This is a genomic window from Acidovorax sp. Root267 (assembly GCF_001429215.1).
Classification (GTDB): domain Bacteria; phylum Pseudomonadota; class Gammaproteobacteria; order Burkholderiales; family Burkholderiaceae_C; genus Acidovorax; species Acidovorax radicis.
This window is the reverse complement of sequence record NZ_LMJC01000006.1, coordinates 64948-89749: the sequence shown is the minus strand read 5'-3', so window position 1 is coordinate 89749 and position 24802 is coordinate 64948. Positions and strand designations below refer to the sequence as shown.

At 64.4% G+C, this 24802-nt stretch carries 24 protein-coding genes; 10 read left to right on the top strand and 14 right to left on the bottom strand.

The annotated features are described in order from the left end of the window. Positions 1 to 99 precede the first annotated feature (99 nt). Positions 100 to 1317, bottom strand: a complete 1218-nt coding sequence (locus ASE39_RS07870; RefSeq protein WP_057270795.1) for an MFS transporter — start codon at positions 1315 to 1317, stop codon at positions 100 to 102. Positions 1318 to 1834: 517 nt separating this feature from the next. Between ASE39_RS07870 and ASE39_RS07865 the strand changes: the two genes are divergently transcribed. After that, positions 1835 to 3484 carry a PAS domain-containing methyl-accepting chemotaxis protein gene (locus ASE39_RS07865; protein WP_057270761.1) on the top strand — a complete coding sequence of 550 codons (1650 nt, stop codon included), beginning with the start codon at positions 1835 to 1837 and terminating at the stop codon, positions 3482 to 3484. 126 nt (positions 3485 to 3610) lie between these two features. On the opposite strand, the gene ASE39_RS07860 is transcribed toward ASE39_RS07865, so the two are convergent. After that, entirely contained in the window at positions 3611 to 4597 is a 987-nt protein-coding gene (locus tag ASE39_RS07860; RefSeq protein ID WP_057270760.1) for a helix-turn-helix domain-containing protein, read from the bottom strand. A 101-nt stretch (positions 4598 to 4698) separates the two neighbouring features. Between ASE39_RS07860 and ASE39_RS07855 the strand changes: the two genes are divergently transcribed. Then, positions 4699 to 5157: a tautomerase gene (locus tag ASE39_RS07855; RefSeq protein ID WP_242421382.1), complete on the top strand. Its 459-nt coding sequence runs from the start codon at positions 4699 to 4701 to the stop codon at positions 5155 to 5157. A gap of 751 nt (positions 5158 to 5908) precedes the next feature. Continuing rightward, positions 5909 to 6250, top strand: coding sequence for a hypothetical protein (locus tag ASE39_RS07850; protein WP_140426713.1), 342 nt, complete (start codon positions 5909 to 5911; stop codon positions 6248 to 6250). Between the two features lie 372 nt (positions 6251 to 6622). On the opposite strand, the gene ASE39_RS07845 is transcribed toward ASE39_RS07850, so the two are convergent. Then, a complete protein-coding gene (locus tag ASE39_RS07845; protein WP_057222921.1) occupies positions 6623 to 7648 on the bottom strand; it encodes a LacI family DNA-binding transcriptional regulator in 1026 nt (341 codons plus the stop codon). 168 nt (positions 7649 to 7816) lie between these two features. Here ASE39_RS07845 and ASE39_RS07840 point away from each other — a divergent pair, with 168 nt between their 5' ends. The 4 genes from ASE39_RS07840 to ASE39_RS07825 are packed head-to-tail and all read left to right on the top strand — an operon-like array spanning position 7817 to position 11239. Beyond that, positions 7817 to 8338, top strand: a complete 522-nt coding sequence (locus ASE39_RS07840; protein ID WP_242421381.1) for a gluconokinase — start codon at positions 7817 to 7819, stop codon at positions 8336 to 8338. Continuing rightward, complete coding sequence (locus tag ASE39_RS07835) at positions 8335 to 8862, top strand: TRAP transporter small permease subunit (protein ID WP_057270756.1); 528 nt, start codon at positions 8335 to 8337, stop codon at positions 8860 to 8862. Before ASE39_RS07840 ends, ASE39_RS07835 begins: the two co-directional genes overlap by 4 nt. Positions 8863 to 8909: 47 nt before the next feature. After that, complete coding sequence (locus ASE39_RS07830) at positions 8910 to 10163, top strand: TRAP transporter large permease subunit (protein ID WP_140426719.1); 1254 nt, start codon at positions 8910 to 8912, stop codon at positions 10161 to 10163. A 56-nt stretch (positions 10164 to 10219) separates the two neighbouring features. Further along, the gene (locus ASE39_RS07825) at positions 10220 to 11239 is read left to right on the top strand and encodes a TRAP transporter substrate-binding protein (RefSeq protein ID WP_010460030.1); all 1020 of its coding nucleotides are present in this window, start codon (positions 10220 to 10222) and stop codon (positions 11237 to 11239) included. A gap of 153 nt (positions 11240 to 11392) precedes the next feature. On the opposite strand, the gene ASE39_RS07820 is transcribed toward ASE39_RS07825, so the two are convergent. Next, positions 11393 to 11686 carry a hypothetical protein gene (locus ASE39_RS07820; RefSeq protein ID WP_029413438.1) on the bottom strand — a complete coding sequence of 98 codons (294 nt, stop codon included), beginning with the start codon at positions 11684 to 11686 and terminating at the stop codon, positions 11393 to 11395. An 80-nt stretch (positions 11687 to 11766) separates the two neighbouring features. Then, positions 11767 to 12057 (bottom strand): DUF4148 domain-containing protein, encoded by a 291-nt coding sequence (locus tag ASE39_RS07815; RefSeq protein WP_057222925.1) that lies wholly within the window; start codon positions 12055 to 12057, stop codon positions 11767 to 11769. A 524-nt stretch (positions 12058 to 12581) separates the two neighbouring features. On the opposite strand from ASE39_RS07815, the gene ASE39_RS07810 reads away from it, so the two are divergent. Further along, positions 12582 to 13019, top strand: a complete 438-nt coding sequence (locus ASE39_RS07810; protein ID WP_010460036.1) for a CBS domain-containing protein — start codon at positions 12582 to 12584, stop codon at positions 13017 to 13019. Positions 13020 to 13244: 225 nt separating this feature from the next. Here the strand turns inward: ASE39_RS07810 and ASE39_RS07805 are convergent, their stop codons facing one another. From ASE39_RS07805 to ASE39_RS07790, 4 genes are all read right to left on the bottom strand, one after another. After that, positions 13245 to 14078: an ABC transporter ATP-binding protein gene (locus tag ASE39_RS07805; RefSeq protein WP_057270755.1), complete on the bottom strand. Its 834-nt coding sequence runs from the start codon at positions 14076 to 14078 to the stop codon at positions 13245 to 13247. Beyond that, a complete protein-coding gene (ntrB, locus tag ASE39_RS07800) occupies positions 14075 to 15049 on the bottom strand; it encodes a nitrate ABC transporter permease (RefSeq protein WP_057270754.1) in 975 nt (324 codons plus the stop codon). The genes ASE39_RS07805 and ntrB overlap by 4 nt, the downstream gene beginning before the upstream one ends. A 36-nt stretch (positions 15050 to 15085) precedes the next feature. After that, entirely contained in the window at positions 15086 to 16330 is a 1245-nt protein-coding gene (locus ASE39_RS07795) for a CmpA/NrtA family ABC transporter substrate-binding protein (protein WP_010460041.1), read from the bottom strand. A 444-nt stretch (positions 16331 to 16774) separates the two neighbouring features. Further along, the gene (locus ASE39_RS07790) at positions 16775 to 17401 is read right to left on the bottom strand and encodes an ANTAR domain-containing protein (protein ID WP_057270753.1); all 627 of its coding nucleotides are present in this window, start codon (positions 17399 to 17401) and stop codon (positions 16775 to 16777) included. Positions 17402 to 17607: 206 nt separating this feature from the next. On the opposite strand from ASE39_RS07790, the gene ASE39_RS07785 reads away from it, so the two are divergent. Together ASE39_RS07785 and tsaD are read left to right on the top strand one after the other, a co-directional pair. Beyond that, positions 17608 to 18774: a branched-chain amino acid ABC transporter substrate-binding protein gene (locus tag ASE39_RS07785; protein ID WP_010460044.1), complete on the top strand. Its 1167-nt coding sequence runs from the start codon at positions 17608 to 17610 to the stop codon at positions 18772 to 18774. A 106-nt stretch (positions 18775 to 18880) separates the two neighbouring features. Further along, positions 18881 to 19927 (top strand): tRNA (adenosine(37)-N6)-threonylcarbamoyltransferase complex transferase subunit TsaD, encoded by a 1047-nt coding sequence (gene tsaD / locus ASE39_RS07780; RefSeq protein ID WP_010460046.1) that lies wholly within the window; start codon positions 18881 to 18883, stop codon positions 19925 to 19927. A 72-nt stretch (positions 19928 to 19999) separates the two neighbouring features. Here tsaD and ASE39_RS07775 read toward each other — a convergent pair whose 3' ends face one another. From ASE39_RS07775 to ASE39_RS07755, 5 genes are all read right to left on the bottom strand, one after another. After that, positions 20000 to 21451: an aldehyde dehydrogenase gene (locus tag ASE39_RS07775; protein ID WP_057270752.1), complete on the bottom strand. Its 1452-nt coding sequence runs from the start codon at positions 21449 to 21451 to the stop codon at positions 20000 to 20002. A 72-nt stretch (positions 21452 to 21523) separates the two neighbouring features. Beyond that, positions 21524 to 22234, bottom strand: coding sequence for an ABC transporter ATP-binding protein (locus ASE39_RS07770; protein WP_057270751.1), 711 nt, complete (start codon positions 22232 to 22234; stop codon positions 21524 to 21526). Continuing rightward, a complete protein-coding gene (locus tag ASE39_RS07765) occupies positions 22231 to 22992 on the bottom strand; it encodes an ABC transporter ATP-binding protein (RefSeq protein WP_057270750.1) in 762 nt (253 codons plus the stop codon). The genes ASE39_RS07770 and ASE39_RS07765 overlap by 4 nt, the downstream gene beginning before the upstream one ends. Next, entirely contained in the window at positions 22985 to 23926 is a 942-nt protein-coding gene (locus ASE39_RS07760; protein ID WP_057270749.1) for a branched-chain amino acid ABC transporter permease, read from the bottom strand. The genes ASE39_RS07765 and ASE39_RS07760 overlap by 8 nt, the downstream gene beginning before the upstream one ends. Continuing rightward, entirely contained in the window at positions 23923 to 24801 is an 879-nt protein-coding gene (locus ASE39_RS07755) for a branched-chain amino acid ABC transporter permease (protein ID WP_057270748.1), read from the bottom strand. The genes ASE39_RS07760 and ASE39_RS07755 overlap by 4 nt, the downstream gene beginning before the upstream one ends. Between the last annotated feature and the right edge of the window lies 1 nt (position 24802).

Here is a 24802-nt window from a genome sequence, read left to right as displayed (position 1 = left end):
TTTTTGCTTGATTTCAGAGTGCCGAGGTGGTGCGCGGCCTCTGAAACCGGCGCGGCCCATGCCCCCACGCCAGAGGGGCAGGCAGGAAGCCGCAACGCCTCAGGAAGAAGTCCTGGCCCGTCCGCCGCGTTCGGCCCAGGTCCGCGTCCAGCGGATCTGCATCACGCGCAGCAGCAGCAGCATGGCCAGTGCACACACTGCGATGCCCACAAAGCCCCACAGGTACGTGCCGGTGTACTGGCGCGAAATGCCCATGCCGTTGGGGATAAGGCCACCGCCCAGCGCGCCGATCTCGCCGATCATCGAGCCCGCCACCGCCGTGGTCAGTGGCCAGCGCAACGGCACCAGCTGGAACAGTGCGCCGTTGCCAGCGCCCAGCGCTGCAAAACACACCAGGAACAGCAGCATGGTGATGGGCAGTGAGTTCTCTGCCAGGCCGCACAGCACCATGCTCACGGCCGTGATGGCGAGCACACCCGTCAGTGTGTTGACGCCGCCCCAGTGGTCCGACAGCCAGCCGCCAAACACGCGCAGGGCCGCGCCCAGAAAGGCCGCCATCATCGTGAGCTGGCCTGCCTGTACCTTGCTCACGCTGAACTGGTCGTAGAAGTAGCTGGGCAAAAAGGCGGTGAGGCCGATGAAACCGCCAAACGTCACGGCGTAGATCAGGCTGAAGGCCCAGCCGTCCTTTTCGAACAGGCAGGCAATGTGTTCACGAAAGCTGCTGTGGGCCGCAAGGTCTGGAGGTTCTTTGGCGTAGATGGCCATCACCAGCGCGGGGATGGCCACGCTCACGGCGGCAAAACCATACACGGCCTGCCAGCCGAACTTTTGCGCCAGCGCGGGGGCCAGCAGGGCGGCCACCGCCGTACCCACGTTGCCGGCACCCACGATGCCCATGGCCAGGCCCTTGTAGCGCGGCGGAAACGAGCCCGAGCCCAGCGACAGCGCCACACCAAAGCTGGCTCCCGCCACGCCCAGCAGAATGCCCATGGCCAGCAGGTCGTTGTAGGTGTGCACGAACAGGAAACCGTAGCCCATGGCCAGGAAGATGCCCGCCATCTCGACCAACGTGGCGTTCTTGCGGCCGATGTACTGCGCCAGGATGCCCAGCGGAAAACGCATGAGCGCACCCGCAAAGATGGGGATGGACAGCATCATGCCCATCTGCGTCGGCGTGAGCTGGAAGGCCTCGCGGATGAAAGGTGCCATCGCGCCGTTGATCACCCAGATTGCGCACGAGAAGCCGAAATAGAGGAACGACGACCACAGCGTGGGGGCGTGGCCTGACTTGAGAAAGTCTCGAAATTGAAGCATGGCGATCTTGCGCAAAGAGGCTGCTGTGCTGTTGCCAGCACACCCGCAGCCGGGCAGAAAACAAAAAGACGCCAACACGGGCTCTGCGGGCTTGGTTGTTTGCCAGCCCCAGCACACCCCATGAAGACGCCAACGTCTTGTTCGCCCAATCCGCCGTTGCACCGGGCTGTCACGCAGCCTGCGTTGGCTGCGCAGGTGATCAAGCAATGGTTATGCCAGCGCCTGTGGGGATGGATTTTTGAAAGGAAACGGGCCCTAGCGCTTATCTGTTATCGATTATTTGCTATATAAATCATAGTAATTGGCGAGCAAGCCCCTGGAATGGTGCGTGGCTGCGTGGAGGGTGGGCATGGTATTGGTGCGGTGCACCATGTTGGTGATATGTGGCGGGCGCGTCCGCCATGCGCATTCAGTGTTTCCCTATTGCCAATCCTGGGCCTAGCATGGCAACGGCTTTTTTAGTTGAATGGCCGCGTGCTCCGGGCGAGCGCAAGGCACCTCCACGAAAGGGTTCTCCATGCGCGTCAATCTCCCGGTCAGCACGCAGGAATATGCGTTTCCCAAAGGCCAGACCCTGGTGTCCACCACCGATCTCAAGGGCCGCATCCTGTACTGCAACCCGATGTTCATCGAGGTCAGCGGGTACGAAAAACAGGAGCTCCTGGGCCAACCCCACAACATGATCCGCCACCCCGACATGCCCGAAGAAGCGTTCCGGGACATGTGGGAAACCATTGCCAGCGGCAACCCCTGGTCGGCCCCCGTCAAGAACCGGCGCAAGGATGGAAGCTTTTATTGGGTGATGGCCAACGTCACGCCGCTCATGCAGGGCGACCAGCCCACGGGTTTCATGTCGGTGCGCACCGAAGCCACCCGTGAACAGGTCCAGGCTGCTGAGCAGCTCTACCGCCAGATGCAGGCTGAAAAACAGGCCGGAACCCTGGTGCACACCCTGCGCGAAGGGCAGGTGATCACCCGCAGCCTGCCGGGCCGCATCGCCCGGGCGCTGCAACCGGGGCCCCTGGGCAAGATCATGCTGTGCACACTGCTGCTGGTGGTCGCGTCCTGGTGCGCAGCGCTGCTGGGCGGGCACACGATGACCCTGGCGGGCGGGGCTGCCTGGATGGGGGTGGTGCTGCTGGCCGTGGGCATGGCCGTGTACCTGCACCGCGCCACCGTGGCGCCGCTGCTGCAGATGCTGCGCTGGGCCAACCGCATGGCGGCGGGTGACCTCACCCAGAAGATCGCGGCGTCCCGCAACGACACCGTGGGCCAGCTGCAAAAAGCGCTGGCCCAGCTCAACGTGAACCTGTTGTCCATCGTGCGGGACGCGCGCCAGGAGAGTGAGCACATGCAGGTCTCCACGCGCGAGATCGCGCAAGGCAACCAGGACCTCTCATCGCGCACGGAGGCGCAGGCCAGCAACCTGGAGCAGACCGCGGCGTCGATGGAGCAAATCACTGGCACCGTCAAGCAGACGGCTGAATCGGCGCGCCAGGCCACGGTGCTGGCCACCCAGGCCACCCAGGTGGCCGAGCGCAGCAGCGAGGCCGTGGACGGCGTGGCCAGCACCATGAAGCAGATCCAGGCCGCGTCCGGGCGCATCAGCGAGATCACGCAGCTCATCGACTCCATCGCGTTCCAGACCAACATCCTCGCGCTCAACGCTGCGGTGGAGGCCGCGCGCGCCGGCGAGCAGGGCCGGGGTTTTGCGGTGGTGGCGTCTGAAGTGCGCAGCCTGTCGCACCGCACGTTGTCGGCCGCCAAGGAAATCCGCCAGCTCATCGACGACTCGGCCGCCAAGGTGAGCGAAGGGCACCAAAAGACCGACGCGGCCCAAAAGACCATGACCGAGTCACTGGAGCTGGTGCGCCGCGTGAACACGCTGATCGGCGAGATCCACAGTGCGTCCGACGAACAGCTCAGCGGTATCTCGCAGGTCAACGCCGCCGTTGCGCAGCTGGACACCATTACCCAGCAGAACGCCGCGCTGGTAGAGGAAAACGCAGCGTCTGCGATGGAGCTGAACGGCCAAGCCCAGACGATGACCGAGACCGTGAAGGTGTTCCGCGTCGATGCCTCGGCGCCTGCGCAGGTGCGGGATGCGGTGGCGCTGCGCAAGGAGATGAAGGCAGTGTCGTCGGAGCGGGCGCTGGCAGCGGTGTAGTGTGAAGAACTTGTGGAGTGGTTTGGGCCTCCAGCGCTTTTGCAGAAAGCGCTACCCGCTATGGTTTTTGCTGTGGTTGTGGGGCGGGGTGGTTGGTTCTTCGTGACGCTGGGCCGGTTCTCCAGTTCAGTCGGTGATTGTTTTGCTCGCTCCCCGGAACTGGCTCGGGTTGGCTCCCGTCACCTTGCGCACCATCCGCCTGAGTGCTGTAGCGTCCTCGTAGCCTACGGATGCGGCAATCTGGTCCATGGTCATGCGGCTGCTCTCAATCAGCAGGCGCGCCTGTTGAAGCCGCGCGTTCTGCACCAGTGCCAACGGGCCATGACCTGTGTACGCACGTACGCGGCGCGCCAGCGTGCGCTCGGACATGGCAAATTCCCTGGCCAGCTCCGAGATTTTTGGTGGGTGCAGTAGGGAGGATTCGATCCGCCGCATCAGCAGGCCGATCAACTCATGCCCGTTGGCCAGCATCGACGGCACCACAAACGGCGCTTGGGCTTGGCGCCCTTCGATCAAGAGCAACTTGCCAACCGCCTGGGCAAGGCTCGAGCCAAAACGCAGTCCCAGCAAATGCAAAATCAGGTCCGAATGCCCAAATGCGGCACCAGCCGTGATCACCTGGCCGTCACTGACGATCATGCGATCCGCATTGACCGAGCATTTTGGTGCCATGCGCTGTAGTTCTGTGGCCAGCCACCAGGAGGTCGTAGCGCGGCGCCCTTGCAGCAGGCCCGCGTGCTCAAGCAGGAAGACCGCTGAGCAGGACGCGGCCACGATACCCCCAGCGGCAGAGTGCTGCCTCAACAAGCTAGCTGCCCGCTGAGCATCTGCTTGTGCCAAGCGCGGCACAACAGCTTCGATGCTGTCGAGGCCCAGGCCAGGCACGACCCAGATGGAAGTGTCCCGGCCAGCCCGAAGCGGCGCACGGCGCGTTTCAATGCACAGGCCACCGCTGAGTGCAGTGGAGCCGCCATCCGGGGAGACCACCTTCCACGCTGGCTTGCGATCGCCCATGCGGGGTGCCAATACCGAAGCCGCGTGCAGCATGTCTTGCGTTGCGGCGACGCTGGCTGCGTAGGCCCCTGGAAGCACCAGGATGGTGAAATCGAGCATGGCTGATTTGGCGTGAAAAATGTCAAAAAAGACACTTTAAGCGCATTCGGAAATTCGGTTCAATGGTTGTCTTCTACAACCCTGTGATCCCGCGACCCACCATGCCAACCATCCTGATCCATGTGCCAGAAGGTTCTTTTTCCGGCGATGCCCGAGTCTCTTTGATTCGCCGCGTCAACGAAGCCGCAGCCCATGCCGAGCAAATTCCTGACGAGCCGCGCAAACGCGCACTGTGCTGGGTGTTGATCCGCGAAGTCGCCGTCAGCAGCTGGACGTGCGGTGGCGCTGATGTGGGTTCTCAGATGTTGCCTTGCATGGCGATGATTTACCTGCCTGTGGGTGTGCTCGACAAGGTGTCGCGAGCCGACTACGTGCGCTTGATGCACGAAGCGTTCAGGCAATCGATGCCGCTGGATGAAACGCGCCATCTCGCCACTTCCGTCGTCCTGCATGAAGTCGACGATGGCTCCTGGGGGGTCAATGGCGCGATCTGGACGTTGCCAAGCTTTGCCCGGGCTGCAGGGTTCGCACATTTGCAGCACCTGGTCACGCCGCTGTGAAAGTATGCGCTCGCGCCTCGCAAGATAATTATCAGGATTCTTCTGCCCCGCTGTCTCAAAGGGGGCGATGTCCAGGGAGATGATGCTTTCGGTACCAGCCAAGCCCGGGCGGTGTTGTCGAGCCCTCTTGGTTCGAAGCGCGGCGCGAGCGGCGCCAGACGGGATGGGATGGGTAGCTGAAAACACAGCACAGTTCGACTTCGAGAATTTCATTCACCCACTATGCGATTGTTCTTTCGTCATGTCCCGATCACGGCGCTGTGCCTCCTGCTTGCAGGATGCTATGAGACGTTCACTCCGATTGCCTCGGCACGTGTGACCCATTGGCAGGGTGGCGCACCCCACACTGACGCCCAAGTACTCTCGGCGGAACAAGTCGCGCAATGGTCCGCATGGCTGCAGAGCCATCGTTGGGGGTGGCATCCTGTCACCGCCACTTACCGTCCTGGGGTCGTGATTTCGCTGACGCATTCCGACGGCACCACGTCCACCGTCAACCTCATGCAAAAGGTGTTGGTCGCTGGGATGCACCAGCGTGAGCTCTCCAAGGTGGAGTGCCAAGAGCTGCATTCGCTGTTGGGGGTGAAAAATGCTTGCTAGAACCTGCAAGCCATACCGGGGCTTGTTCCATTCGCCTTGGGTGCTGGTGTCGCGGCGGTTTGCGGTGTCTGCGGCTTTGTCAGTGCTGGCCGCTTGTGGTGGATCTTCGGTGTCAGACCACATCGGCGCCCAAGCGCGCAGCACGGGTGTGGTGGACATGACCCAAGCCGCGGACTTTGCGTGGACACAATTGCGCATCTACACGCCTTACACCACCCGGAAGGCTGTGTGCAAAGACTTGGGCGGATTGGCGCCGGGCTGTCTCAAGGATGCTCCGCCATCGGTTCCTGAAGGCAAATATCTCCTGGTATTTATCAACGAGGGCAAAGAGGCTCAGTACGTGTTTCATTCCCGTCGCAATGGAAACTTTCAGACCAGCACGGGGGTGCTGGTTCTGCAGCGCGATGCTGCCGTGCTCGAGGTGCTACCCCCCAAGTCGCCACACCAAGGGGACGCCATTTACCTGCAGGCCCGCGCGCAAGCGCGGCCCTGACGATAAATGGGGGGCAAGCTTCTTGAGCGCCGGAGCCAGGGGGCATCCAGAAATTTCCAGGCGGTCGGGTGACAGCCCGATACCCCCTAAGAACCTGTTCAAAATCTTTTCGGGGGTCGCGTTGGAGTGCAATCGGGATGAGTGGATGCCTTGGATGCGCCGCATGGGCTCATGCCCATGCAGGCAGCCGAGGCGCCAAAGCTCCGAGGTCATTGGCCCGATTTCACCCCAACCCTTCGGGCAAGTGCCTTGCCGGGCGGTCTGCGGCGTTGCGGCGCTTGCCGATAGCACGGGCTATCCACAGCGCACCGCGCCTTGCACCCCCTCCCTGCAAGGCGCTTGCGCGACCCCGAAAAGATCTTGAACAGGTTCTTACGTACTCCCCCGCACCGTCAATTCAAACCCCAGATCCACCGAATTGCGCTCCGGCACCTCACCGCGCATCAGCGCCAGCAGCATCCCTGCGCTGGCCTCGCCGACGGCGGAGCGGGGCGTGCGCACGGTGGTCAGGGGCGGCAGCATCTGGTCGCTTCCCGCCAGGTCGTTGAAGCCTGCAATCGCCACCTGACTGGGCACCGACAGGCCCAGCCGTTGCGCGGCCAGCAGGCCGCCCTGGGCCAAATCGTCGTTGCAGAAGAACACGGCGTCCACGCCGGGGCGGGTGCGCAGCAGCTCGTCCAGAAGTTCACCGCCCAGGCGCATGGATGAGGGCTGGGGGCTGAGAAGCTCCAGCTTGGGGTCGTACAGGCCTGCTTCCCTGAGGCAGCGGCGGTAGCCTTCGGCGCGCTGCATGGTGCGCGGGTCGAGCTGGGCGGCCACAAACGCGATGTGCCGGTGGCCCCGGTCCAGCAGGTGGGCCGTCATGCTGTGGCCCGCCTCCTGCTGCGAAAAGCCGACGCAGTACACGCCAGTGGCTGAGGTCATTTCCATCAGGTGCACGCAGGGCACGCCGCTGGCGGCAATCATCTGGCGCGCGGCCTCGGTGCGGTCAAAGCCGGTGACCAGCAGGCCCGCCGGGCGGTGGGCCAGGTAGGTGCGCAGCAGCTGTTCCTCTTCCTGGGGGTCGTAGTGGGTCACGCCGATGAGCGCCTGGTAGCCAAGGGGGAACAGCGTGCGGTGCACGGCCTCCAGCACATCCACGAACAACGCGTTGGACAGCAGGGGCACCAGCACCGGCACTTGCACGCTGCGCTGCGATGCCAGTGCGCGGGCGGCAGGGTCGGGCACGTAGCCCAGTTGCTGGGCGGCGTCCTTCACGCGTTGCACCAGGTCCTGGGCCACGCCGCGTTCGCCGCGCAGGGCGCGGGATGCGGTGATGGGGCTCACGTCGGCGGCTTTGGCCACGTCGCTCAGCGTGATGCGGCCGCTGGAACGGCGTTTTGTCTCGGGTTTGCTCAAGGGTTAACCCTCGTTGATGTAGGGGTGGATTTGGTTAGGATAGCGCTGTCCAAGCAATGGAGCAACGCAATGCTTGCCATTTTGGACGAAGTTACATCAATTGCCACAGTTTTGGCGGCATCCGGATTGGATGCCTTTTTTACGGGTTGTTTGGATAGCGCTACCAATATGAGTGTTTTGCCGTCAACGGTTTATCTGGTGGTCATGGGGGTGGCAGGCTGCGGCAAGTCCAGTCTGGGTTCCGCCCTGGCGCGGGCCGAGGGCCTGGCCCTGATCGAAGGGGACGACCACCACAGTCCCGCCAGCCGCGAAAAGATGCGCCAAGGCGTCGCGCTGACCGATGCCGACCGCGAGGGCTGGCTCGTCACCCTGGGCCAGCTGCTGCAGGCGCACCCGCAGGGCGTGGTGCTGACCTGCTCGGCGCTCAAGAAGGCGTACCGCGATCGCCTGCGCGCTGCGTGCCCCGGCCTGCGCTTCGTGTTCCTGGAGATCGACCGTGTCAGCGCCGGCCAGCGCGTGGCGGCACGGGCTGGCACCCACTTCTTCTCGACCGCGCTGGTGGACAGCCAGTTCGCCACGCTGGAGTCCCCCGTGGGCGAGCCCGGGGTGCTGCGGCTCGATGCCACGGTGGACCTGGCAACCCTTCAACAACAGGCGTCCGCCTGGATTGCAGCCACGGAGGCAGCATGAGCAACACACCACACCCGCCCGATTCCCCCACACCCCGGCCGGTGGGCCGCTTCACCCGGACGGCCGAGGCCCTGATGGCCGCCTGCCTGGGCGTGATGGCCGTGGCGGTTTTCGTCAACGTGGTGCTGCGCTATGGCTTTGGCAGCGGCGTGGTGGCCAGCGAAGAGCTGTCGCGCCTGCTGTTCGTGTGGATGGTGTTCATCGGCGCGGCGGCTGCCTACCCCGCGGGTGAACACATGGCCTTTACCAGCCTGGCCGGGTTGCTGGCCCGGCGGCCGCTGGCTTTTGCACTGCTCAGCGCCCTGATCCGGCTGCTGGTGATCGCAGCCTGCGCCATGCTGGCCTGGGGAGCGTTGCAGCAGGTGGTGGTGGGTCTGGGCAGCCACTCGGTGGTGCTCGGCTACTCGGCCGCGCTGCTGCCGCTACCGGCCTTCCTCTGCGCGATGGCCATCGGTGTGATGGCCTTCATCGAACTGATTCAACGCAAGCCGCTGGACCTGGGTCACGGCGCAGAAGTGGAGTGATGCACATGGGTCCCGAAGCTCAGGCTTTCATCGTCTTTTCGCTGGGCATGCTGGTGTTCATGGGCACCGGCATGAACATGGGCCTGGCCCTGGTGCTCACCGGCGCCGGCATGGCCTGGGTGCTCGACTTCTTCGACACCCAGCTGCTGGCCCAGAACCTCGTGGCCGGGGTCGACAGCTTCCCGCTGCTGGCCGTGCCCTTCTTTATCCTGGCCGGCGAGCTGATGAATTCCGGCGGCATCAGCCGGCGCATCATCGACATGGCGCAGGCCTGGGTGGGCCACATCCGCGGCGGGCTGGGCTACGTGGCCATCGGCGCGGCGGTGCTCATGGCCAGCATGAGCGGATCAGCCCTGGCCGACACGGCGGCGCTGGCCACCATCCTGCTGCCCATGATGCGCCAGCAGGGCTACCCCATGAACACCTCGGCCGGGCTGATCGCCTCGGGTGGCATCATCGCGCCCATCATTCCGCCGTCCATGCCCTTCGTGATCTACGGCGTGACCACCAACACCTCGATCTCGGCGCTGTTCGTCTCGGGCATCGTGCCGGGCCTCATGATGGGTGTGGGCCTGATCTTCGCGTGGCGCTGGGTGCTGCGCGGAATCGACCTGCCACCGAGCCGCGCGCCGCTGCCCCTGCGCGAGCGTCTGCGTGCCACGGTCAAGGCCTTCTGGGCCATGCTGATGCCCCTCATCATCATTGGCGGCATGAAGTCGGGCGTGTTCACGCCCACCGAAGCCGCCGTGGTGGCTGCCTTCTATGCACTGGCCGTGGCCCTGTTCGTGCACCGCGAGATGAAGGTGCCCGAGATCTACGGCGTGCTGGTGCGCGCCGCCAAGACCACCGCCATCGTGATGTTCCTGTGCGCTGGCGCCCAGGTGGCCAGCTACATGATCACGCTGGCCGACCTGCCCACCGTGCTGACCGGCTGGCTCGGCCCGCTGGTGGAGAACCCGCGCGTCTTGATGGCGGTGATGATGATCGTGCTGGTGCTCATCGGTACGGCGCTCGACCTCACGCCCACCATCCTGATCTTCGCGCCCGTGATGCTGCCGATTGCCGTGAAGGCGGGGATCGACCCGGTCTACTTCGGCCTGATGTTCGTGCTCAACGGTGCCATCGGCCTCATCACCCCGCCCGTGGGCACCGTGCTCAACGTGGTGGCCGGCGTGGGCCGCATCTCGATGCACAGCGTCATCAAGGGCGTCAATCCCTTCCTGTTCACCTACGTGCTGATCCTGGCGCTGCTGGTGGCATTCCCGCAGATCGTGACCGCGCCCGTCCTCTGGATGCGGTGATGCCGATGAGCCCCCGTTTTTCCGTGCCTTTCTTTCCCTTGCCAATGGAGACAACCATGAAGACTTTCCGCCGTACCCTGCTGGCCGCCCTGTCGGTGGCCGCCCTTGCTGCCTCGTTCCAGGCCGCAGCCCAGGACTTCAAGCCGCGCATCATCCGCTTCGGCTATGGCCTCAACGAGGTGTCCAACCAGGGGCGTGCCACCAAGCTGTTCGCAGAAGAAGTCGAAAAAGCTTCGGGCGGCAAGATGAAGGTGCGCGCCATCGGCGCCGCCGCGCTGGGCTCGGACGTGCAGATGCAGCAGGCGCTGATCGGCGGCGCGCAGGAGATGATGGTGGGCTCCACCGCCACCTTGGTGGGCATCACCAAGGAAATGGCCATCTGGGACACGCCTTTTCTGTTCAACAACGCCAAGGAAGCCGACGTGGTGCTCGACGGCCCGGTGGGCCAGAAGGTCATGGACAAGCTGCAAGAAAAGGGCCTGGTGGGCCTGGTGTACTGGGAGAACGGTTTTCGCAACCTGACCAACAGCAAGCGCCCCGTGACCAAGCTGGAGGACATGAACGGCATCAAGTTGCGGGTGATGCAAAACAACGTGTTCCTCGACAGCTTCAAGACCCTGGGCGCCAACGCCGTGCCGCTGCCGTTCTCGGAGCTGTTCACGGCCCTGGAAACCAACACGGTCGACGGCCAGGAGAACCCGTACAACACCATCCTGTCGAGCAAGTTCTATGAAGTGCAGAAGTACCTGACGGTGACCAACCACGTCTACAGCCCCTGGATCGTGCTGGTCAGCAAGAAGTACTGGGACGGCCTCTCGAAGGCTGAGCAGAAGGTGCTGCTCGATGCCGCCAAGAAAAGCCGCGACTTCGAGCGCCAGGACACGCGCGCCGAGGCCGACAAGGCGCTGGCGGACCTGAAGGCCAAGGGCATGCAGGTCAATGAGTTGCCTGCCACCGAGGCCAATCGCATGCGCGAGAAGCTGGGTGCCGTGAACGCCAGCATTGCCACCAATGTGGGGGAAGCGCTGTGGAAGGACGTGCAGGGTGCTGTGGCCCAGGCACGCGCTGGTAAATAAACCTGTGTGGTGAAGGGGGGCTGCAGGGCAGTGATGCCCGCGTGCATCCCTTAGCCCCTCAGCACGAAAGCAAAAAAAGGCCGGGGCTCCCAAAGGAGCCCCGGCCTTTTCCATGGGCAATTGTCCACCTGCACCTCGGTGCAGGGCGGCAAATTACAGGGAGCCGATTTCGCCGGAAGAGATCTTGCCGGTGCGCAGGGCATCGACAGCCTGGGCGCTCACTGCGGCGCGGTCAGCCGTGGAGGTGAAAGACAAGACACGCGAGCCCACGGGGATGGTGCTGCTGGTCAGTGCCACCGTAGAGGCTTCAGCAGCCACTTCGGCACGGGTGCGGTTCGTGTCGAACTTGGTGGCAAATTGCGAAGCATCGGCTTCGTCAGCCTGGGCACCGAAAGAAGCGAAAGCGGCAACGGCGGCGATGGAGAGGAAACGTGCGGTGTTGTTCATGGTGAAACTCCAGTGAAATTCAGAAAATGGGGTGAGGTACTTGGAATACGCAAAGGGAAAAGCCGTGGATTCAGAAAGAATCAACCGCCTTCAGCGGGGCCAACACGGCCCGTGCGCATGGCTTGTGCAGCCGCTTCGGCACGCACTGCAGCGCGGTCGGCCGTGGACTTGTAGGTCACCACGCGGGAGCCAGCAGGCTCCTGGCTGCGCATCTGGACTGAGGATGCGGCTTCGGCAACCACTTCAGCACGGGTGCGGCTGGTGTCGAACTTGGTAGCGAACTGCGAAGCATCGGCTTCGTCGGCTTGGGCACCAAAAGAGGCGAAAGCGGCCACTGCGGCCAGGGAGAGGAAACGTGCGGTCTTGTTCATGATGAAAATCCTTGAAGTTAAAAAAGCGTCTCAAAAAAACCGGAGCAAAGAACAAAAATGAAAGCTGCTTCAAACCGGGTTCGGTGAGTCGCCTTGCGGGTTCGGCTCATCGATGGGATGAACTGTACGCCGCAGGGGGGTAAAGAAAAACCAGCTGGTCGCAAACTAACTGTTCCAGTTTTGGAAACAATCCAGGCGCCTGTTTCCTGCCTGTGGCCAAAGGCCCGCAGCCGGTCGCAAGCGATCGATCCGAGGCAAGAAGGGTGGGCGTTGATTCCTTTGGAAATGCGTTGGACATGGGCTGTATCGTGCCCGGCCACTGCCCCGGCGTCGTCTCGTCGCGGTTTCGGTTCTTTTCAGTTTGTTTCGCGTCCGGCCGAATGCAACAGAGCCGAAACATATGCATCGCCATTGCCACACCCGGCCCAAAAGCGTGACAAATCGGGCTTGCGCGGGTTGCGCCCGTTGGGCTTATGGGCTGAAATCTCTCTACGCCTGTTTCAGGTATACAGAGGGAGGTTCCCATGACCATCGTCGCCAAGATTCTTCAGTCCAAACCGGACGCCATCGTCCACACCATTGCCCCCGGCGCCTCCGTGTTTGAGGCGCTCAAGCTCATGGCCGACAAGGGCATCGGCGCGTTGCTGGCGGTGGAGGGCGAATCCATCGCCGGCATCTTTACCGAGCGCGACTACGCGCGAAAGATTGCCCTCATGGGGCGTACCTCCGCCGTCACGCAGGTCCGTGACGTGATGACAACCTCTGTGCTGTTTGTGCGGCCCGACCAGACCAGCGAGCAGTGCATGCAGATCATGAGCAACAACCGCCTGCGCCACCTGCCGGTGGTCGAGGGTGGCAAGCTCGTGGGCATGATCTCCATTGGCGATCTGGTCAAGGACATCATTTCCGAGCAGAAATTCATCATCGAGCAGCTGGAGCACTACATCACTGGAACTCACTAAGGACAACCCCCTGAGGCGCTGCGCGCCTTCCCCCTTCTCTCGCGCTGCGCGCGGGAAGGGGGACGCCCCCAGCCCGGCGGGGCGGCCCTTGCGCGGGGACACTGGCTTGGGTTGTGCGCGTTCTGCGGGCGGCTTTCTTTGGCGCAACGCTGAAAAAAAGGGCTCTGACCGATCTGGTCAGAGCCCTTTTGTTTTGGGTGTCCGGGTCGCGGCCGACCCGGCTGCTCAAGCGGCTTTTTCGACGTGCCCCTGGCGGGTGTAGAGGAAGTCGATCACTGCCTTGCGGTAGTGCACGTACTGCGGGTCTTCGGCCAGTTCCACACGGCGGCGGGGGCGGGGCAGGTTGACGGCCAGCACCTCGCCAATCGTGGCAGCGGGGCCGTTGGTCATCATCACGATCTTGTCGGACAGCAGCACGGCCTCGTCCACGTCGTGCGTCACCATCACCACGGTGCTCTGGGTGCGTGCCACGATCTCCAGCAGTTCATCTTGCAGCTTGGCGCGGGTCAGTGCATCCAGCGCGCCAAAGGGCTCGTCCATCAGCAACACCTGGGGCTCCATGCTCAGCGCACGGGCAATGCCCACGCGCTGCTTCATGCCGCCCGAGATCTCGCCCGGGCGCTTTTGCCCTGCCGGTGTGAGGCCCACCAGCGCCAGCGCGGCATCGGTGCGGGCCTTGAGCTGGGCCTTGGTTTCCTTGCCGCCAAACACGCGCTCCACGGCCAGGTAGATGTTGTCGAAGCAGGTGAGCCAGGGCAGCAGCGAGTGGTTCTGGAACACCACGGCGCGCTCTGGCCCCGGGCCCTTGATCTCCTTGTTGGCGCACAGCAGCGCACCGTTGGTGGGCGTGGTCAGGCCCGCGATCAGGTTCAGCAGGGTGGACTTGCCGCAGCCCGAGTGGCCAATCAGCGCCACGAATTCGCCCTTGGCAATCGTCAGGTTGATGTCGCGCAGCGCAGGGAACAGGCCCTTTGCCGTCTTGAAGGTCTGCTCGACGCCATGGATCTCGATGAACTTGGTGGTCATGGAGGGATGTGTGGATGCTGCGGTGGGATTCATGCTTTCACCTCTTCAAACGTAAATGCGGTGGCCAGCTTGATGAGTGCAAACTCCAGCACCAGCCCGACGATGCCGATCACGAAGATCGCGATGATGATGTTCTTGACGTTCAGGTTGTTCCACTCGTCCCACACCCAAAAGCCAATGCCCACGCCGCCAGTCAGCATTTCGGCGGCCACGATCACGAGCCATGCCGTGCCCACGGCCAGGCGCACGCCGGTCAGCATGTAGGGCAGCACGGCGGGGAACAGGATCTTGGTGGCAATCTTCCACTCCGACAGGTTGAGCACGCGGGCCACGTTCATGTAGTCCTGCGGCACACGCTGCACGCCCACGGCGGTGTTGATGATCATGGGCCAGATGGAGCAGATGAAGATCGTCCAGATGGCGGCCGGGTTGGCACCTTTGAAGACCAGCAGGCCAATGGGCAGCCAAGCCAGGGGCGACACGGGGCGCAGCAGGCTGATGAGCGGGTTGAACATGCGCGACAGGAAGTTGAAGCGCCCGATCACGAAGCCGGCCGGAATGCCCACCAGCGCCGCCATGCCAAAGCCCACGGCCACGCGTTCGAGCGACATCAGCACGTTCCAGCCCACGCCCTGGTCGTTGGGGCCGTTGCGGTAGAACGGGTTGCTGAAGATTTCCAGCGCCTGCTTCCAGGTTTCCACCGGGCCGGGAATGCTGTTGCCCGTGGTGGCTGACACCACGGCCCACAGACCCACCAGCAAGCCCAGGCCACACAGCGGCGGCAGCACCGCCATCCAGAAGCTGCGCGAAAGCGCCGCCCAGTCGCGGCTGGCTGGGGCCGCGGCAGCAGCCACCGCTGGTGCGGGGGGCGCCAGCGGTGCAGGTTTTAGCTGTTTTTGGCTTCTGGCGCTTGCAGGTGAAGCGCTGGTAGCTACATTATTCATAGCATTCTGTGCAACCACGGGGGCTGCATCCAACGGGGAGTGAAAGACGGCACTGACCATGGTGTTCTCCTGTGCTGGGTGGACGGGGCAGGGCGCTTACGCCTTGATCTTGAAGCTGTCGGCGTACTTGGCGGGGTCTTTGCCGTCCCACACCACACCGTCCATGAACTTGCTGCTGCGCATCTCGGTCTTGGGCAACGGCGTCTTGGAGGCCGTTGCGGCCTGCTTGTAGACGTCGATGCGGTTCACGGCCTTGGCGACACCCAGGTAGTCGGGATGGTCCTTCATCAGGCCCCAGCGCTTGTGCTGCGTGAGGAACCACATGCCGTCCGTGAGGTACGGGAAGTTCACCGTGCCTTCGTTGAAGAATTTCATGTGGTTGGGGTCGTCCCAGGTCTTGCCCATGCCGTCCTGGTAGCGGCCCAGGATGCGCTGGTTGATGGCATCGACACCCGTGTTCACGTAGGCCTTGCCGGCAATGGTCTCGGCCATCTTGTTCTTGTTGGCCAGGCCTTCGTCGATCCACTTGCTGGCCTCCAGGATGGCGGCTGTCACGGCGCGCGCCGTGTTGGGGTACTTCTGCACGAATTCGGACGTGGTGCCCAGCACCTTTTCGGGGTGGTCCTTCCAGATGTCCTGCGTGGTGGTGGCGGTCACTCCGATGCCGTCCATGATGGCGCGGTGGTTCCAGGGCTCGCCCACGCAGAAACCGTCCATGTTGCCCACGCGCATGTTGGCCACCATCTGTGGCGGCGGCACGGTGATGACCTTGGCGTCTTTCATCGGGTCGATGCCATGGGCCGCCAGCCAGTAGTACAGCCACATGGCGTGTGTGCCGGTGGGGAAGGTCTGCGCAAAGGTGTATTCGCGCTTCTCGCTGGCCATCAGCTTGGCCAGGCCCGCTCCGTTGACGGCGCCCTTGTCGGCGAGTTTCTTGGACAGCGTGATGGCCTGGCCGTTCTGGTTCAAGTTCATCAGCACGGCCATGTCCTTCTTGGGGCCAGCCAGGCCCAGGTGCACACCGTAGACCAGGCCGTACAACACGTGGGCAAAGTCGAGCTCGCCATTCACCAGCTTGTCGCGCACACCGGCCCACGAGGCTTCCTTGGTGGGGATGATGGTCACGCCATATTTCTTGTCGATGCCCAGCACCGAGGCCATCACCACGCTGGCGCAATCGGTCAGTGGGATGAAGCCGATCTTGACCTCCTTTTTCTCGGGGGCGTCCGAGCCCTGGGCGTGGACCAGTGCCCGCAGGGCGGGGCTCACGCCCACGGCGCCAACGGTAGCGGCCTGCAGCACGGTGCGGCGGTTGAGACTGGTTTTCAACAGATCGGTCATGGGGCATTTCCTCGCGTCGTTACAAAGCAAAAAAGGCGTCCTCCCCTGGGCTGGTTGCATTTGCAAACCGGCCGCGGAGAGGGACGCCTTTGTCCATGGCAAAGCCCATTGGGGGGCTTTGAGCCAGCACCGGCCCGCCATTGGGTCAGTGCTGTCAGTGGTGGGACCGTCATTGGTCTCGCCATGGGTTATGCAAGCAGCGTGCCAGCCTGTGTTGCTCCAGTTTGGCGCTGCTTTTGCTATGTTTTTGATAGCAATCTTGGATTGCTGGATAGGCGCAAGAGGCCTTTTTTGCTTGAGATGGTCAGGGCTGGTGCGTGCACGCGGACTGCACTGCGTTTGTGCGGCGCACCATCTGGGAGAAGCCGGAGGGCCTGGGCGTGGTCCAGACGAGGGATATCAAGCAAGGGCCGCCCCGCAGCGCCTCACGGGGATGTGGCCTGCTCAGCCCAGCAAGTCCATCACATCGAGCATGCGCTGGGCCACGTCCACCAGCTTGAGGCCCTTGTCCATGGCGGTCTTGCGCAGCTTTTCGTAGGCGGCCTGTTCGGTCAGGCCCTGGCGCTGCATCAGCAGGCCCTTGGCGCGGTCGATGGTCTTGCGGTCTTTGAGTTCGGTCTTGGCGTCGGCCAGCTCGGCGCGCAGGGCCTGTTCGTGCTGGAACCGCGCCATGGCCACGTCCAGGATGGGGCGGATGCGCTGGGGGGCCAGGCCCGCCACGATGTAGGCCGACACGCCCGCCGCCACCGCATCCTTGACGTGCGAGGTGTCTTCATCGTTGGTGAACATCACGATGGGGCGGCGTTCATTGCGCGTGGCCATCACGACGTGTTCGAGGGCGTCGCGGGCTTCGCTTTCGGCGTCCACGATGATGAGGTCGGGCTGCAGCTGGGCGATGCGCTCGCTCAGAAAAACGTCAGCGGGCAGCGTGGCCACCAGGTTGAAATTGTTCTCCAGCAGCCCGATGCGCAGCGCCCGCGACCGATCCGCCTGCAGCACGGCATGCTCGTCGGCGGGGTCGGCGACCGCCAGATCCGGGGCAACCACCACGATGCGCAAAGACTCGTTCATACCCTGGAGCATAAGCAATTTTTACGCCATAAATTGGTGCATCGAAGCGGTGCACGCCAAGGGTTCTTCGCCCAGGGCAGGCTTTTTCACCTTGCGGGGCCTGAAACTTGCTAATAGTTTGGCGATGGGCAGGGCATACCCGATAGCACCTCCCCGGCTGCGTCGCATATACATCTGCTCACATTGACCTATTCAAGAGGATTTGCATGAACAAGCACATTGACCGGCGGCATATCTCTGCCGGCTTGGCCCTGACCACCGTGGCGGTATCCGCGCTGCTGGTGTTGACAGGTTGCAGCAAGGTGCCCGACACCATCAAGATCGGTGTGGCCCAGCCGTTGAGCGGCCCGCTGGGCGCGCTGGGGCAGGATTTGCTCAACGGGGTGAATCTGGCCGTGGCAGAGCTCAACAAGGGCGGCTACAGCGTGGACGGCAAACGCGTGACGCTGGAGGTGGTGTCGGTGGATGACAAGGCCGACGCCGCCACCGGCAAGACCGTGGCACAGCAGCTGGTGGACTCCGGCGTGGTGGCCGTGATCGGGCATCTGAATTCAGGGGTGAGCATCGAGACCGCGCCGATCTATGCGGCCAAGGACATTCCCCAGATCGCCATCTCGACCAATCCCAAGTTCACCCAGATGGGTTTTCCCACCACGTTCCGCATGGTAGCCAACGACACCCTGCAGGCACGCGCCATCGGCTCGTTTGCTGCGACGCAGCTGGGCGCCGCCCGCTACGCCGCGCTGGACGATGGCACGCCCTATGGCAAGGGCCTGGCCGACGGGGCCGCTGCGCAGCTCAAGGCCGAGAAGAAAGAGGTGGTGGTGCGCAAGTCGTTTGACGACAAGACCACGGCATTCGACGAACTCGCGGGCGAACTGAAGGCCGCCAAGGTGGAGGTGATCGTCTCCACCCTCAACGACTTCCAGGCCCTGGCACTGCTGGAGTCGCTGCGCAAGGTGGGCCACACCAAGGTCAGCCTGCTGGGCGGCGACACCATCAAGACCACCGACATGGCCAAGGGCGCTGGCATTGTCGAGGGGCTGTATGCAACGTCGCCCGTGCTCGAAGCCAAAGAGTTCACCACCGGCAAGCCCTTCCTTGAAAAGTACATCGAGGCCTACAAGAAGCCGCCCGCCTATGGTGGCCACTACAGCTACGACAGCACCTACGTGCTGACCGCCGCCATCCAGAAGGCCAAGTCTGCCGACCCCAAAGAGATCACCAAGGCCATGCACGGCATCAACGGCTATGCCCCCGTGATCGGCACCATGAGCTGGGACGAAAAGGGCGAACAGCGCTACGGCGCCGTGGGCGTGTACGAACTGCGCAGCGGCAGCTGGGAGCTGCGCATGCGTTCGGACCGCTGGTAGCCGGCCGGTTCTTCAGGCGGCATGGCTTTGAACAACCCCTGCTGGCCAGCGCCAGCAGGGGTTTTTGCATCAGGCCCTGCGCGAGGCCGGGTTTTACACTCGGGGCATGAGCTTGCTGATACTCGGTATTGAATCTTCGTGCGACGAAACGGGCGTGGCACTGGTCCGTTCGACGGGCCATGCCGTGCCCACATTGCTGGCGCATGCGCTGCACAGCCAGATCGAGATGCACCAGGCCTACGGTGGCGTGGTGCCCGAGCTGGCCAGCCGCGACCACATCCGCCGCGTGCTGCCACTGGCCACGCAGGTGCTCACCGAATCCGGCCAGACGCTGGCGGATGTGGATGTGGTGGCCTATACCCGCGGCCCGGGTCTGGCTGGTGCGCTCCTGGTGGGCGCAGGGGTGGCCTGCGCGCTGGGGGCGGCGCTGGACAAGCCGGTGCTGGGCGTGCACCACCTGGAGGGGCATTTGCTGTCGCCCTTCCTGAGCGCGGACCCGCCCGAGTTCCCCTTCGTGGCCCTGCTGGTCTCTGGCGGGCATACCCAGTTGATGCGTGTGGATGGCGTGGGCCGCTACGAGATCCTGGGCGAAACCATCGACGATGCCGCCGGTGAAGCGTTTGACAAGTCCGCCAAGCTCATGGGCCTGGGCTACCCCGGCGGGCCAGCGCTCTCACGCCTGGCCGAGCAGGGCGACCCGGCGGCCTTCAAGCTGCCGCGCCCGCTGCTGCACAGCGGCAACCTTGATTTCTCTTTTGCCGGGCTCAAGACGGCTGTGCTGACGCAGGCCAAAAAGCTGGGTGACGAGCTGCAAGTGCGCAAGGCCGACCTGGCGGCCAGCACCGAGGCGGCGATTGTGGATGTGCTGGTGAAGAAGACGCTCACTGCGTTGAAGCAGACGGGCTTGAAGCGGGTGGTGGTGGCGGGTGGCGTGGGGGCCAATCGGCACTTGCGGGCGCAGCTGAATGCCGCCTGTGCCGCCGCCAAGGTGCGGGTGCATTACCCGGAGCTGCATCTGTGCACGGACAACGGCGCGATGATTGCCATGGCGGCGGCAATGCGTTTGCAGGCGGGGCAGCAGGAGGCCAGCAGCAACTATGCGTTTGATGTGAAGCCACGGTGGCCGTTGGATGCGATTACGGTTGCTGGGTGACTGAATTGCGATTAAAAATGGCCTCCAGCGCTTGATGAATAAGCGCCAGAGCCCAAAAGAACTACCAAAAAATCAGAACGGATAGTGCCGCGCCGTCGTCTGCACCGTAATCCATCGCAGCTCCGTAAACTCCCGCACCCCCGCCATCCCCCCAAACCGCCCGTACCCCGAACTCTTCACCCCCCCGAACGGCATCTGCCCTTCGTCGTGCACCGTGGGGCCGTTGATATGGCAGATCCCCGACTCAATGCGCGCCGCCACATTCCACGCCTTCGCCACATCGCGGCTGAACACGGCGGAGGACAGACCGAACTCGTTGTCGTTGGCACACGCGATCGCCTCCTCCACGCCGTTCACACGCACCACCGGCTTGACCGGGCCGAAAGACTCCTCGCGGTAGATGTCCATGTCGGCCGTCACGTGGTCGAGGATGGTGGCGGCCATCAGCGTGTTCTCGCTCTTGCCGCCGCACACCAGCGTGGCGCCCTTGGCCAGCGCGTCGTCGATCAGGGCGTTGCAGCGCTGCACCGTGGTCATGTCCACCACCGAGCCCAGCACCACCGGGCCCTTGCGCGGGTCGCCCAGGGGCAGAGCCTTGGCGCGCTCGCCCAGCTTGGCCACGAACTCGTCTGCCACCGCGTTGTCCACAATGATGCGTTCGGTGGACATGCAGATCTGGCCCGAGTTGGCGAACGATCCGAACACGGTGCCCGCCACGGCGGCATCCACGTCCGCATCGTCCAGCACCAGCAGCGGGGCCTTGCCACCCAGCTCCAGCACCACGGGCTTGAGGTACTTGGCACACGTCTGCGCGATGATGCGGCCGACCTTGGTGGAGCCCGTGAAGTTCACGCGGCGCACGGCCGGGTGGGCCACGATGGCCTCGACCACGGCGCCGGCATCGGCCGGGGCATTGGTCACGAAGTTCACCACGCCCGGGGGCAGGCCGGCTTCCTGCAGGGCCTCGATGATCAGACCGTGCGTGGCAGGGCTCAGCTCCGAGCCCTTCAAGATCACCGTGTTGCCGCAGGCCAGCGGCGTGGCAATGGCGCGCACGCCGAGGATGATGGGCGCGTTCCACGGCGCGATGCCCAGCACCACGCCCGCGGCCTGGCGCACGCCCATGGCCAGGCTGCCGGGCACGTCGGACGGGATCACCTCGCCCGCGATCTGCGTGGTCAGGGCCGCGGCTTCCTGCAGCAGGCCTGCGGCCAGGTGCACGTTGAAGCCGGCCCACAGGCCTGATGCTCCGGTCTCGGCGGCCATGGCGGTGGCAAAGGCCTCGCCCTTGGCTTCGAGCGCATGCGCGGCCTTGAGAAGCAGTGCACGGCGGGCGTTGGGGCCCAGGGCCGACCAGGCCGGGAAGGCCTTGGCGGCTGCGTCTGCAGCGGCTTTGGCATCGGCCACGGTGGCCGCTGGGGCAGTGGTGGCCACGGAGCCGTCGAGCGGGTTGCGGCGCTCGAAAGTCGCGCCGCCGGTGGCTTGCACGCGCTCGCCGTGGATCAGCATGGAAATGGCAGTCATGGGAAAAGTCTCCTGGACAACAAGAACGAAGGAAGTTCGATCAAGAAAGAAAGAGGGGGAATAGGGCAGCGGCTAGGCTACGCCGAGATACGCCTGCCGCACTGCATCCGAGTGCAACAAGGTCGCGGCATCGCCGGACGCCACGATGCGTCCGCGCTCCAGCACATAGCCGCGCTGGGCCACCTGCAGCGCCTTGCGCACGTTCTGCTCCACCATGAGCACGGTGATGCCCTGCGCCGCGATGCGCTGCACGATGGCCAGCAGCTCGTCCACCATGCGCGGGGCCAGGCCCAGCGAGGGCTCGTCCAGCATCAAGAGGCGCGGGCCGCTCATCATGGCGCGGGCCACGGCCACCATCTGCTGTTCGCCGCCGCTCATGGTGCCGGCCAACTGCTGGGCGCGTTCCTTCAAGCGCGGAAAGTCTTCGAAGGCCTGGGCCAAGCGGTCTGTGCGCACCCGTGAGGGCACCAACCAGCCGCCCAGCTCCAGGTTCTCTGTCACCGTCATCTGCGGGAACAACTGGCGGCCCTCGGCCACCAGGGCCAGGCCGCGTTGCACACAAGCGGTGGCGTTCGTGGCAGGCACCTTCTGGCCATCCAGCAGCACCGTGCCCTCGCGTGACAACAGGCCTGCGAGCGCCTTGAGCAGCGTGGTCTTGCCCGCGCCGTTGGGGCCGACGATGACCGTGATGCCGGGCGCTGCTTCGAGCGACAGGTCCTGCAGCACCTGAAAACCGTGGTAGCCCGTGGTCAGGTTCTGCACTTGCAGGTGTGCGCCGCTCATACGGTGGCTCCTTGTTCCGGGCCCGTTGCCATCTCGTCACCCAGATAGGCCTCGATCACCTGCGGGTCGCGCACGACCTCTGCGGGTGTACCGTCGGCGATCTTGCGGCCCTGGTGCAGCACCAGCACGCGCTCCACGTATTTCAACAGCGTGGTCACCGCGTGCTCGATCCACACCACCGTCAGGCCATAGTCGTCGCGCAGTCTGCGGATGCGCTGGGCCATGGCGTCCACCTCGGCCTCGGTTAGCCCGGCCGCCACCTCGTCGAGCAGCAGCAGACGGGGGCGTGTGCCCAAGGCCATGCCGATCTCCAGCAGGCGCTGCTGCGACGGTGTGACGTCGGCGGCAGGGCGCTGCGCCAGTGCCGCGAGGCCCAGCATCTCCAGGATCTCGTCTTCATTGCGCAGGCCCACAGGCCCCTGGCGGTGGCGGCCCGCGAACTGCATGCCGAAGCGCACGTTGTCGCGCATCGTCATGTCCGGGAATACGCGCGGCGTCTGGAAGGTGCGCGCGATGCCGTGGGCCGCATAGTGGTGCGGGCCCTTGCCGGTGAGGTTGTCGGCAGCGCAGTGCAGCGTGCCCGAGGTGGGGGGCTGCACGCCCGAGATGGCGTTGAAGAAGGTGGTCTTGCCCGCGCCGTTGGGGCCGATGATGCCGATGAGCTCGCCGGCATGCAGCGTGGCGCTCACGCCGTCCACGGCGGTCAGCCCGCCAAAGCGCACGGTCACGCTGTCGATGGTCAGCAGGGCTTCAGACATGGCCGGCCTCCGTTGCAGGCGTGGCTGCCCGCTTGCGCTGCCACAGCGTGGCCAGCCCGTTGGGCAGGTACATCACACACAGGATCAGCAGCAGGCCCAGCACCATCATGTAGCCATAGGGCAGCTGCAGGCGCAGCGTCTCGGCCAGCAGGCTGAAGACGATGGCCGCGAGCACCGGCCCGCCGATGCTGGCCGCGCCGCCGATCAGCGCGATCAGCACCGTCTGGAAGCCGATGAAGGGGCTGAACACGGCGGCCGGCTCGATGTAGGTCCAGCGCACGGCCATGGCCGCGCCCACGGCGCCCGCAAACGCGGCCGTGATGCCGAAGCCCGCGATCTTGGCCAGGCGCGTGTCCACGCCCAGGGTCTGGGCGCGCTGCTCGTCGGCGCCGATGCCCGAGAGCGCTAGTCCGAAGCGGCTGTGCTTCACGGCCATGGCCGTGGCGATGGCGGCCGCCGCGATCAGCAGTACCGTGAGGTACACCGTCTCGTTGCTGGGCACCACCGTGAGCACGCGGCCCACGGTGCCCGACACCTGCTTCTCGACAAAGGTCACCGCATGGCGGATCAGCTCCGTCATGCCGAAGGTCAGCACCGCGAAATAGGTGCCGCGCAGGTGCAGCACGGCCGCACCCATCACGATGGCCACCACGGCGGCGATCAGCGCGCCGGCCACGATCACCAGCGGCCAGGGCAGGCTGCCGAGCAACGTGGCGCTGGCATACGCCCCGATGCCGAAGAAGGCCGACGTGGCCAGCGACAGGTAGCGCGTGGCTCCGCAGAACAGTGACCAGCTGGTGGCCAGCGCGATGTACATCAGGCAGCTGAGCAGCACCGAGGCCATGAACTCGGACACCAGCCAGGGCAGGGTGCCGACCACGGCCGTGCCCGCGGCGAGCGCAAGCCAGGGCTTGTTGGAATGGAAAGATTTCATTTTTTGGAGAAGAGGCCGTTGGGGCGCCAGATGAGCACGCCGATGAACACCGCATAGCTCAGCAGCATCTTGAGAGAGGGGCTGCTGAAATGCATGCCCAGGGCTTCGACCACACCCAGCAGCAGGCCACCGGCCAGGCTGCCCGCCAGGCTGCCGAAGCCGCCCAGCGTGATCACGATCAGCGCCGTCACGGTATAGGGCTCGCCCATCGACGGGGAGATCTCGTAGGTCATCGACAGCAGGGCCCCTGCCACGCCCGACAGGCCCAGGCCGATGCCGAACATCATCGGGTGCAGACGCCGGGTGTTGATGCCCACCAGCTGCGCCCCCGTGGGCGACTGCATCAGCGCCCGCACGGCCTTGCCCAGCAAGGTGAGCTTGAGCAAGGCGATCAGCGCGGCCGACAGCGCCAGCGCCACGCCGAACAGCACCAGCTTGTTCTCGGTGAAGCGCATGCCCGCCACCTGCACCGGGTCGGCCAGGTACTCGTAGCCGCGCAGGTCGCCACCCCAGATCAGCAGGGCGGTGTTCTGCACCAGGAACATCAGGCCGAAGCCCACCATCAGGCTGCGCGCCTCGAACACGTCCACGTTCGGCGCGCGCGCCGCCAGGCGCTTGAAGCACAGCGCATGCACCGCCACGCCCAGCACGAACAGCGCGATGAAGGCGATGGGCATCAGCAACAGCGGCGACCAACCCCAGGCGGTGTGTGCCCACCAGGTCAGAAAGGCGCCGAGCATCAGAAACTCGCCATGCGAGATGTTCATGATGCGCATCAGCCCGTATTGCAGGTTCAGGCCCATGGCCACCAGCGCGTAGATGCCGCCGGTAATAAGGCCACTGGCGACCAGTTCGGCCCAGGAAGTCAGAGACACT

What these genes read in the sequence shown, in the direction of transcription:
- ASE39_RS07770 (WP_057270751.1), bottom strand. Translation starts at nt 22,234, where the DNA reads ATGAGCGGCGCACACCTGCAAGTGCAGAACCTGACCACGGGCTACCAC.
- ASE39_RS07865 (WP_057270761.1), top strand. Translation starts at nt 1,835, where the DNA reads ATGCGCGTCAATCTCCCGGTCAGCACGCAGGAATATGCGTTTCCCAAA.
- ASE39_RS07805 (WP_057270755.1), bottom strand. Translation starts at nt 14,078, where the DNA reads ATGAATCCCACCGCAGCATCCACACATCCCTCCATGACCACCAAGTTC.
- ASE39_RS07785 (WP_010460044.1), top strand. Translation starts at nt 17,608, where the DNA reads ATGAACAAGCACATTGACCGGCGGCATATCTCTGCCGGCTTGGCCCTG.
- ASE39_RS07765 (WP_057270750.1), bottom strand. Translation starts at nt 22,992, where the DNA reads ATGTCTGAAGCCCTGCTGACCATCGACAGCGTGACCGTGCGCTTTGGC.
- ASE39_RS07825 (WP_010460030.1), top strand. Translation starts at nt 10,220, where the DNA reads ATGAAGACTTTCCGCCGTACCCTGCTGGCCGCCCTGTCGGTGGCCGCC.
- ASE39_RS07855 (WP_242421382.1), top strand. Translation starts at nt 4,699, where the DNA reads ATGCCAACCATCCTGATCCATGTGCCAGAAGGTTCTTTTTCCGGCGAT.
- ASE39_RS07835 (WP_057270756.1), top strand. Translation starts at nt 8,335, where the DNA reads ATGAGCAACACACCACACCCGCCCGATTCCCCCACACCCCGGCCGGTG.
- ASE39_RS07860 (WP_057270760.1), bottom strand. Translation starts at nt 4,597, where the DNA reads ATGCTCGATTTCACCATCCTGGTGCTTCCAGGGGCCTACGCAGCCAGC.
- ASE39_RS07840 (WP_242421381.1), top strand. Translation starts at nt 7,817, where the DNA reads ATGAGTGTTTTGCCGTCAACGGTTTATCTGGTGGTCATGGGGGTGGCA.
- ASE39_RS07830 (WP_140426719.1), top strand. Translation starts at nt 8,910, where the DNA reads ATGCTGGTGTTCATGGGCACCGGCATGAACATGGGCCTGGCCCTGGTG.
- ASE39_RS07820 (WP_029413438.1), bottom strand. Translation starts at nt 11,686, where the DNA reads ATGAACAACACCGCACGTTTCCTCTCCATCGCCGCCGTTGCCGCTTTC.
- ASE39_RS07790 (WP_057270753.1), bottom strand. Translation starts at nt 17,401, where the DNA reads ATGAACGAGTCTTTGCGCATCGTGGTGGTTGCCCCGGATCTGGCGGTC.
- ASE39_RS07760 (WP_057270749.1), bottom strand. Translation starts at nt 23,926, where the DNA reads ATGAAATCTTTCCATTCCAACAAGCCCTGGCTTGCGCTCGCCGCGGGC.
- ntrB (WP_057270754.1), bottom strand. Translation starts at nt 15,049, where the DNA reads ATGGTCAGTGCCGTCTTTCACTCCCCGTTGGATGCAGCCCCCGTGGTT.
- ASE39_RS07795 (WP_010460041.1), bottom strand. Translation starts at nt 16,330, where the DNA reads ATGACCGATCTGTTGAAAACCAGTCTCAACCGCCGCACCGTGCTGCAG.
- tsaD (WP_010460046.1), top strand. Translation starts at nt 18,881, where the DNA reads ATGAGCTTGCTGATACTCGGTATTGAATCTTCGTGCGACGAAACGGGC.
- ASE39_RS07815 (WP_057222925.1), bottom strand. Translation starts at nt 12,057, where the DNA reads ATGAACAAGACCGCACGTTTCCTCTCCCTGGCCGCAGTGGCCGCTTTC.
- ASE39_RS07775 (WP_057270752.1), bottom strand. Translation starts at nt 21,451, where the DNA reads ATGACTGCCATTTCCATGCTGATCCACGGCGAGCGCGTGCAAGCCACC.
- ASE39_RS07870 (WP_057270795.1), bottom strand. Translation starts at nt 1,317, where the DNA reads ATGCTTCAATTTCGAGACTTTCTCAAGTCAGGCCACGCCCCCACGCTG.
- ASE39_RS07810 (WP_010460036.1), top strand. Translation starts at nt 12,582, where the DNA reads ATGACCATCGTCGCCAAGATTCTTCAGTCCAAACCGGACGCCATCGTC.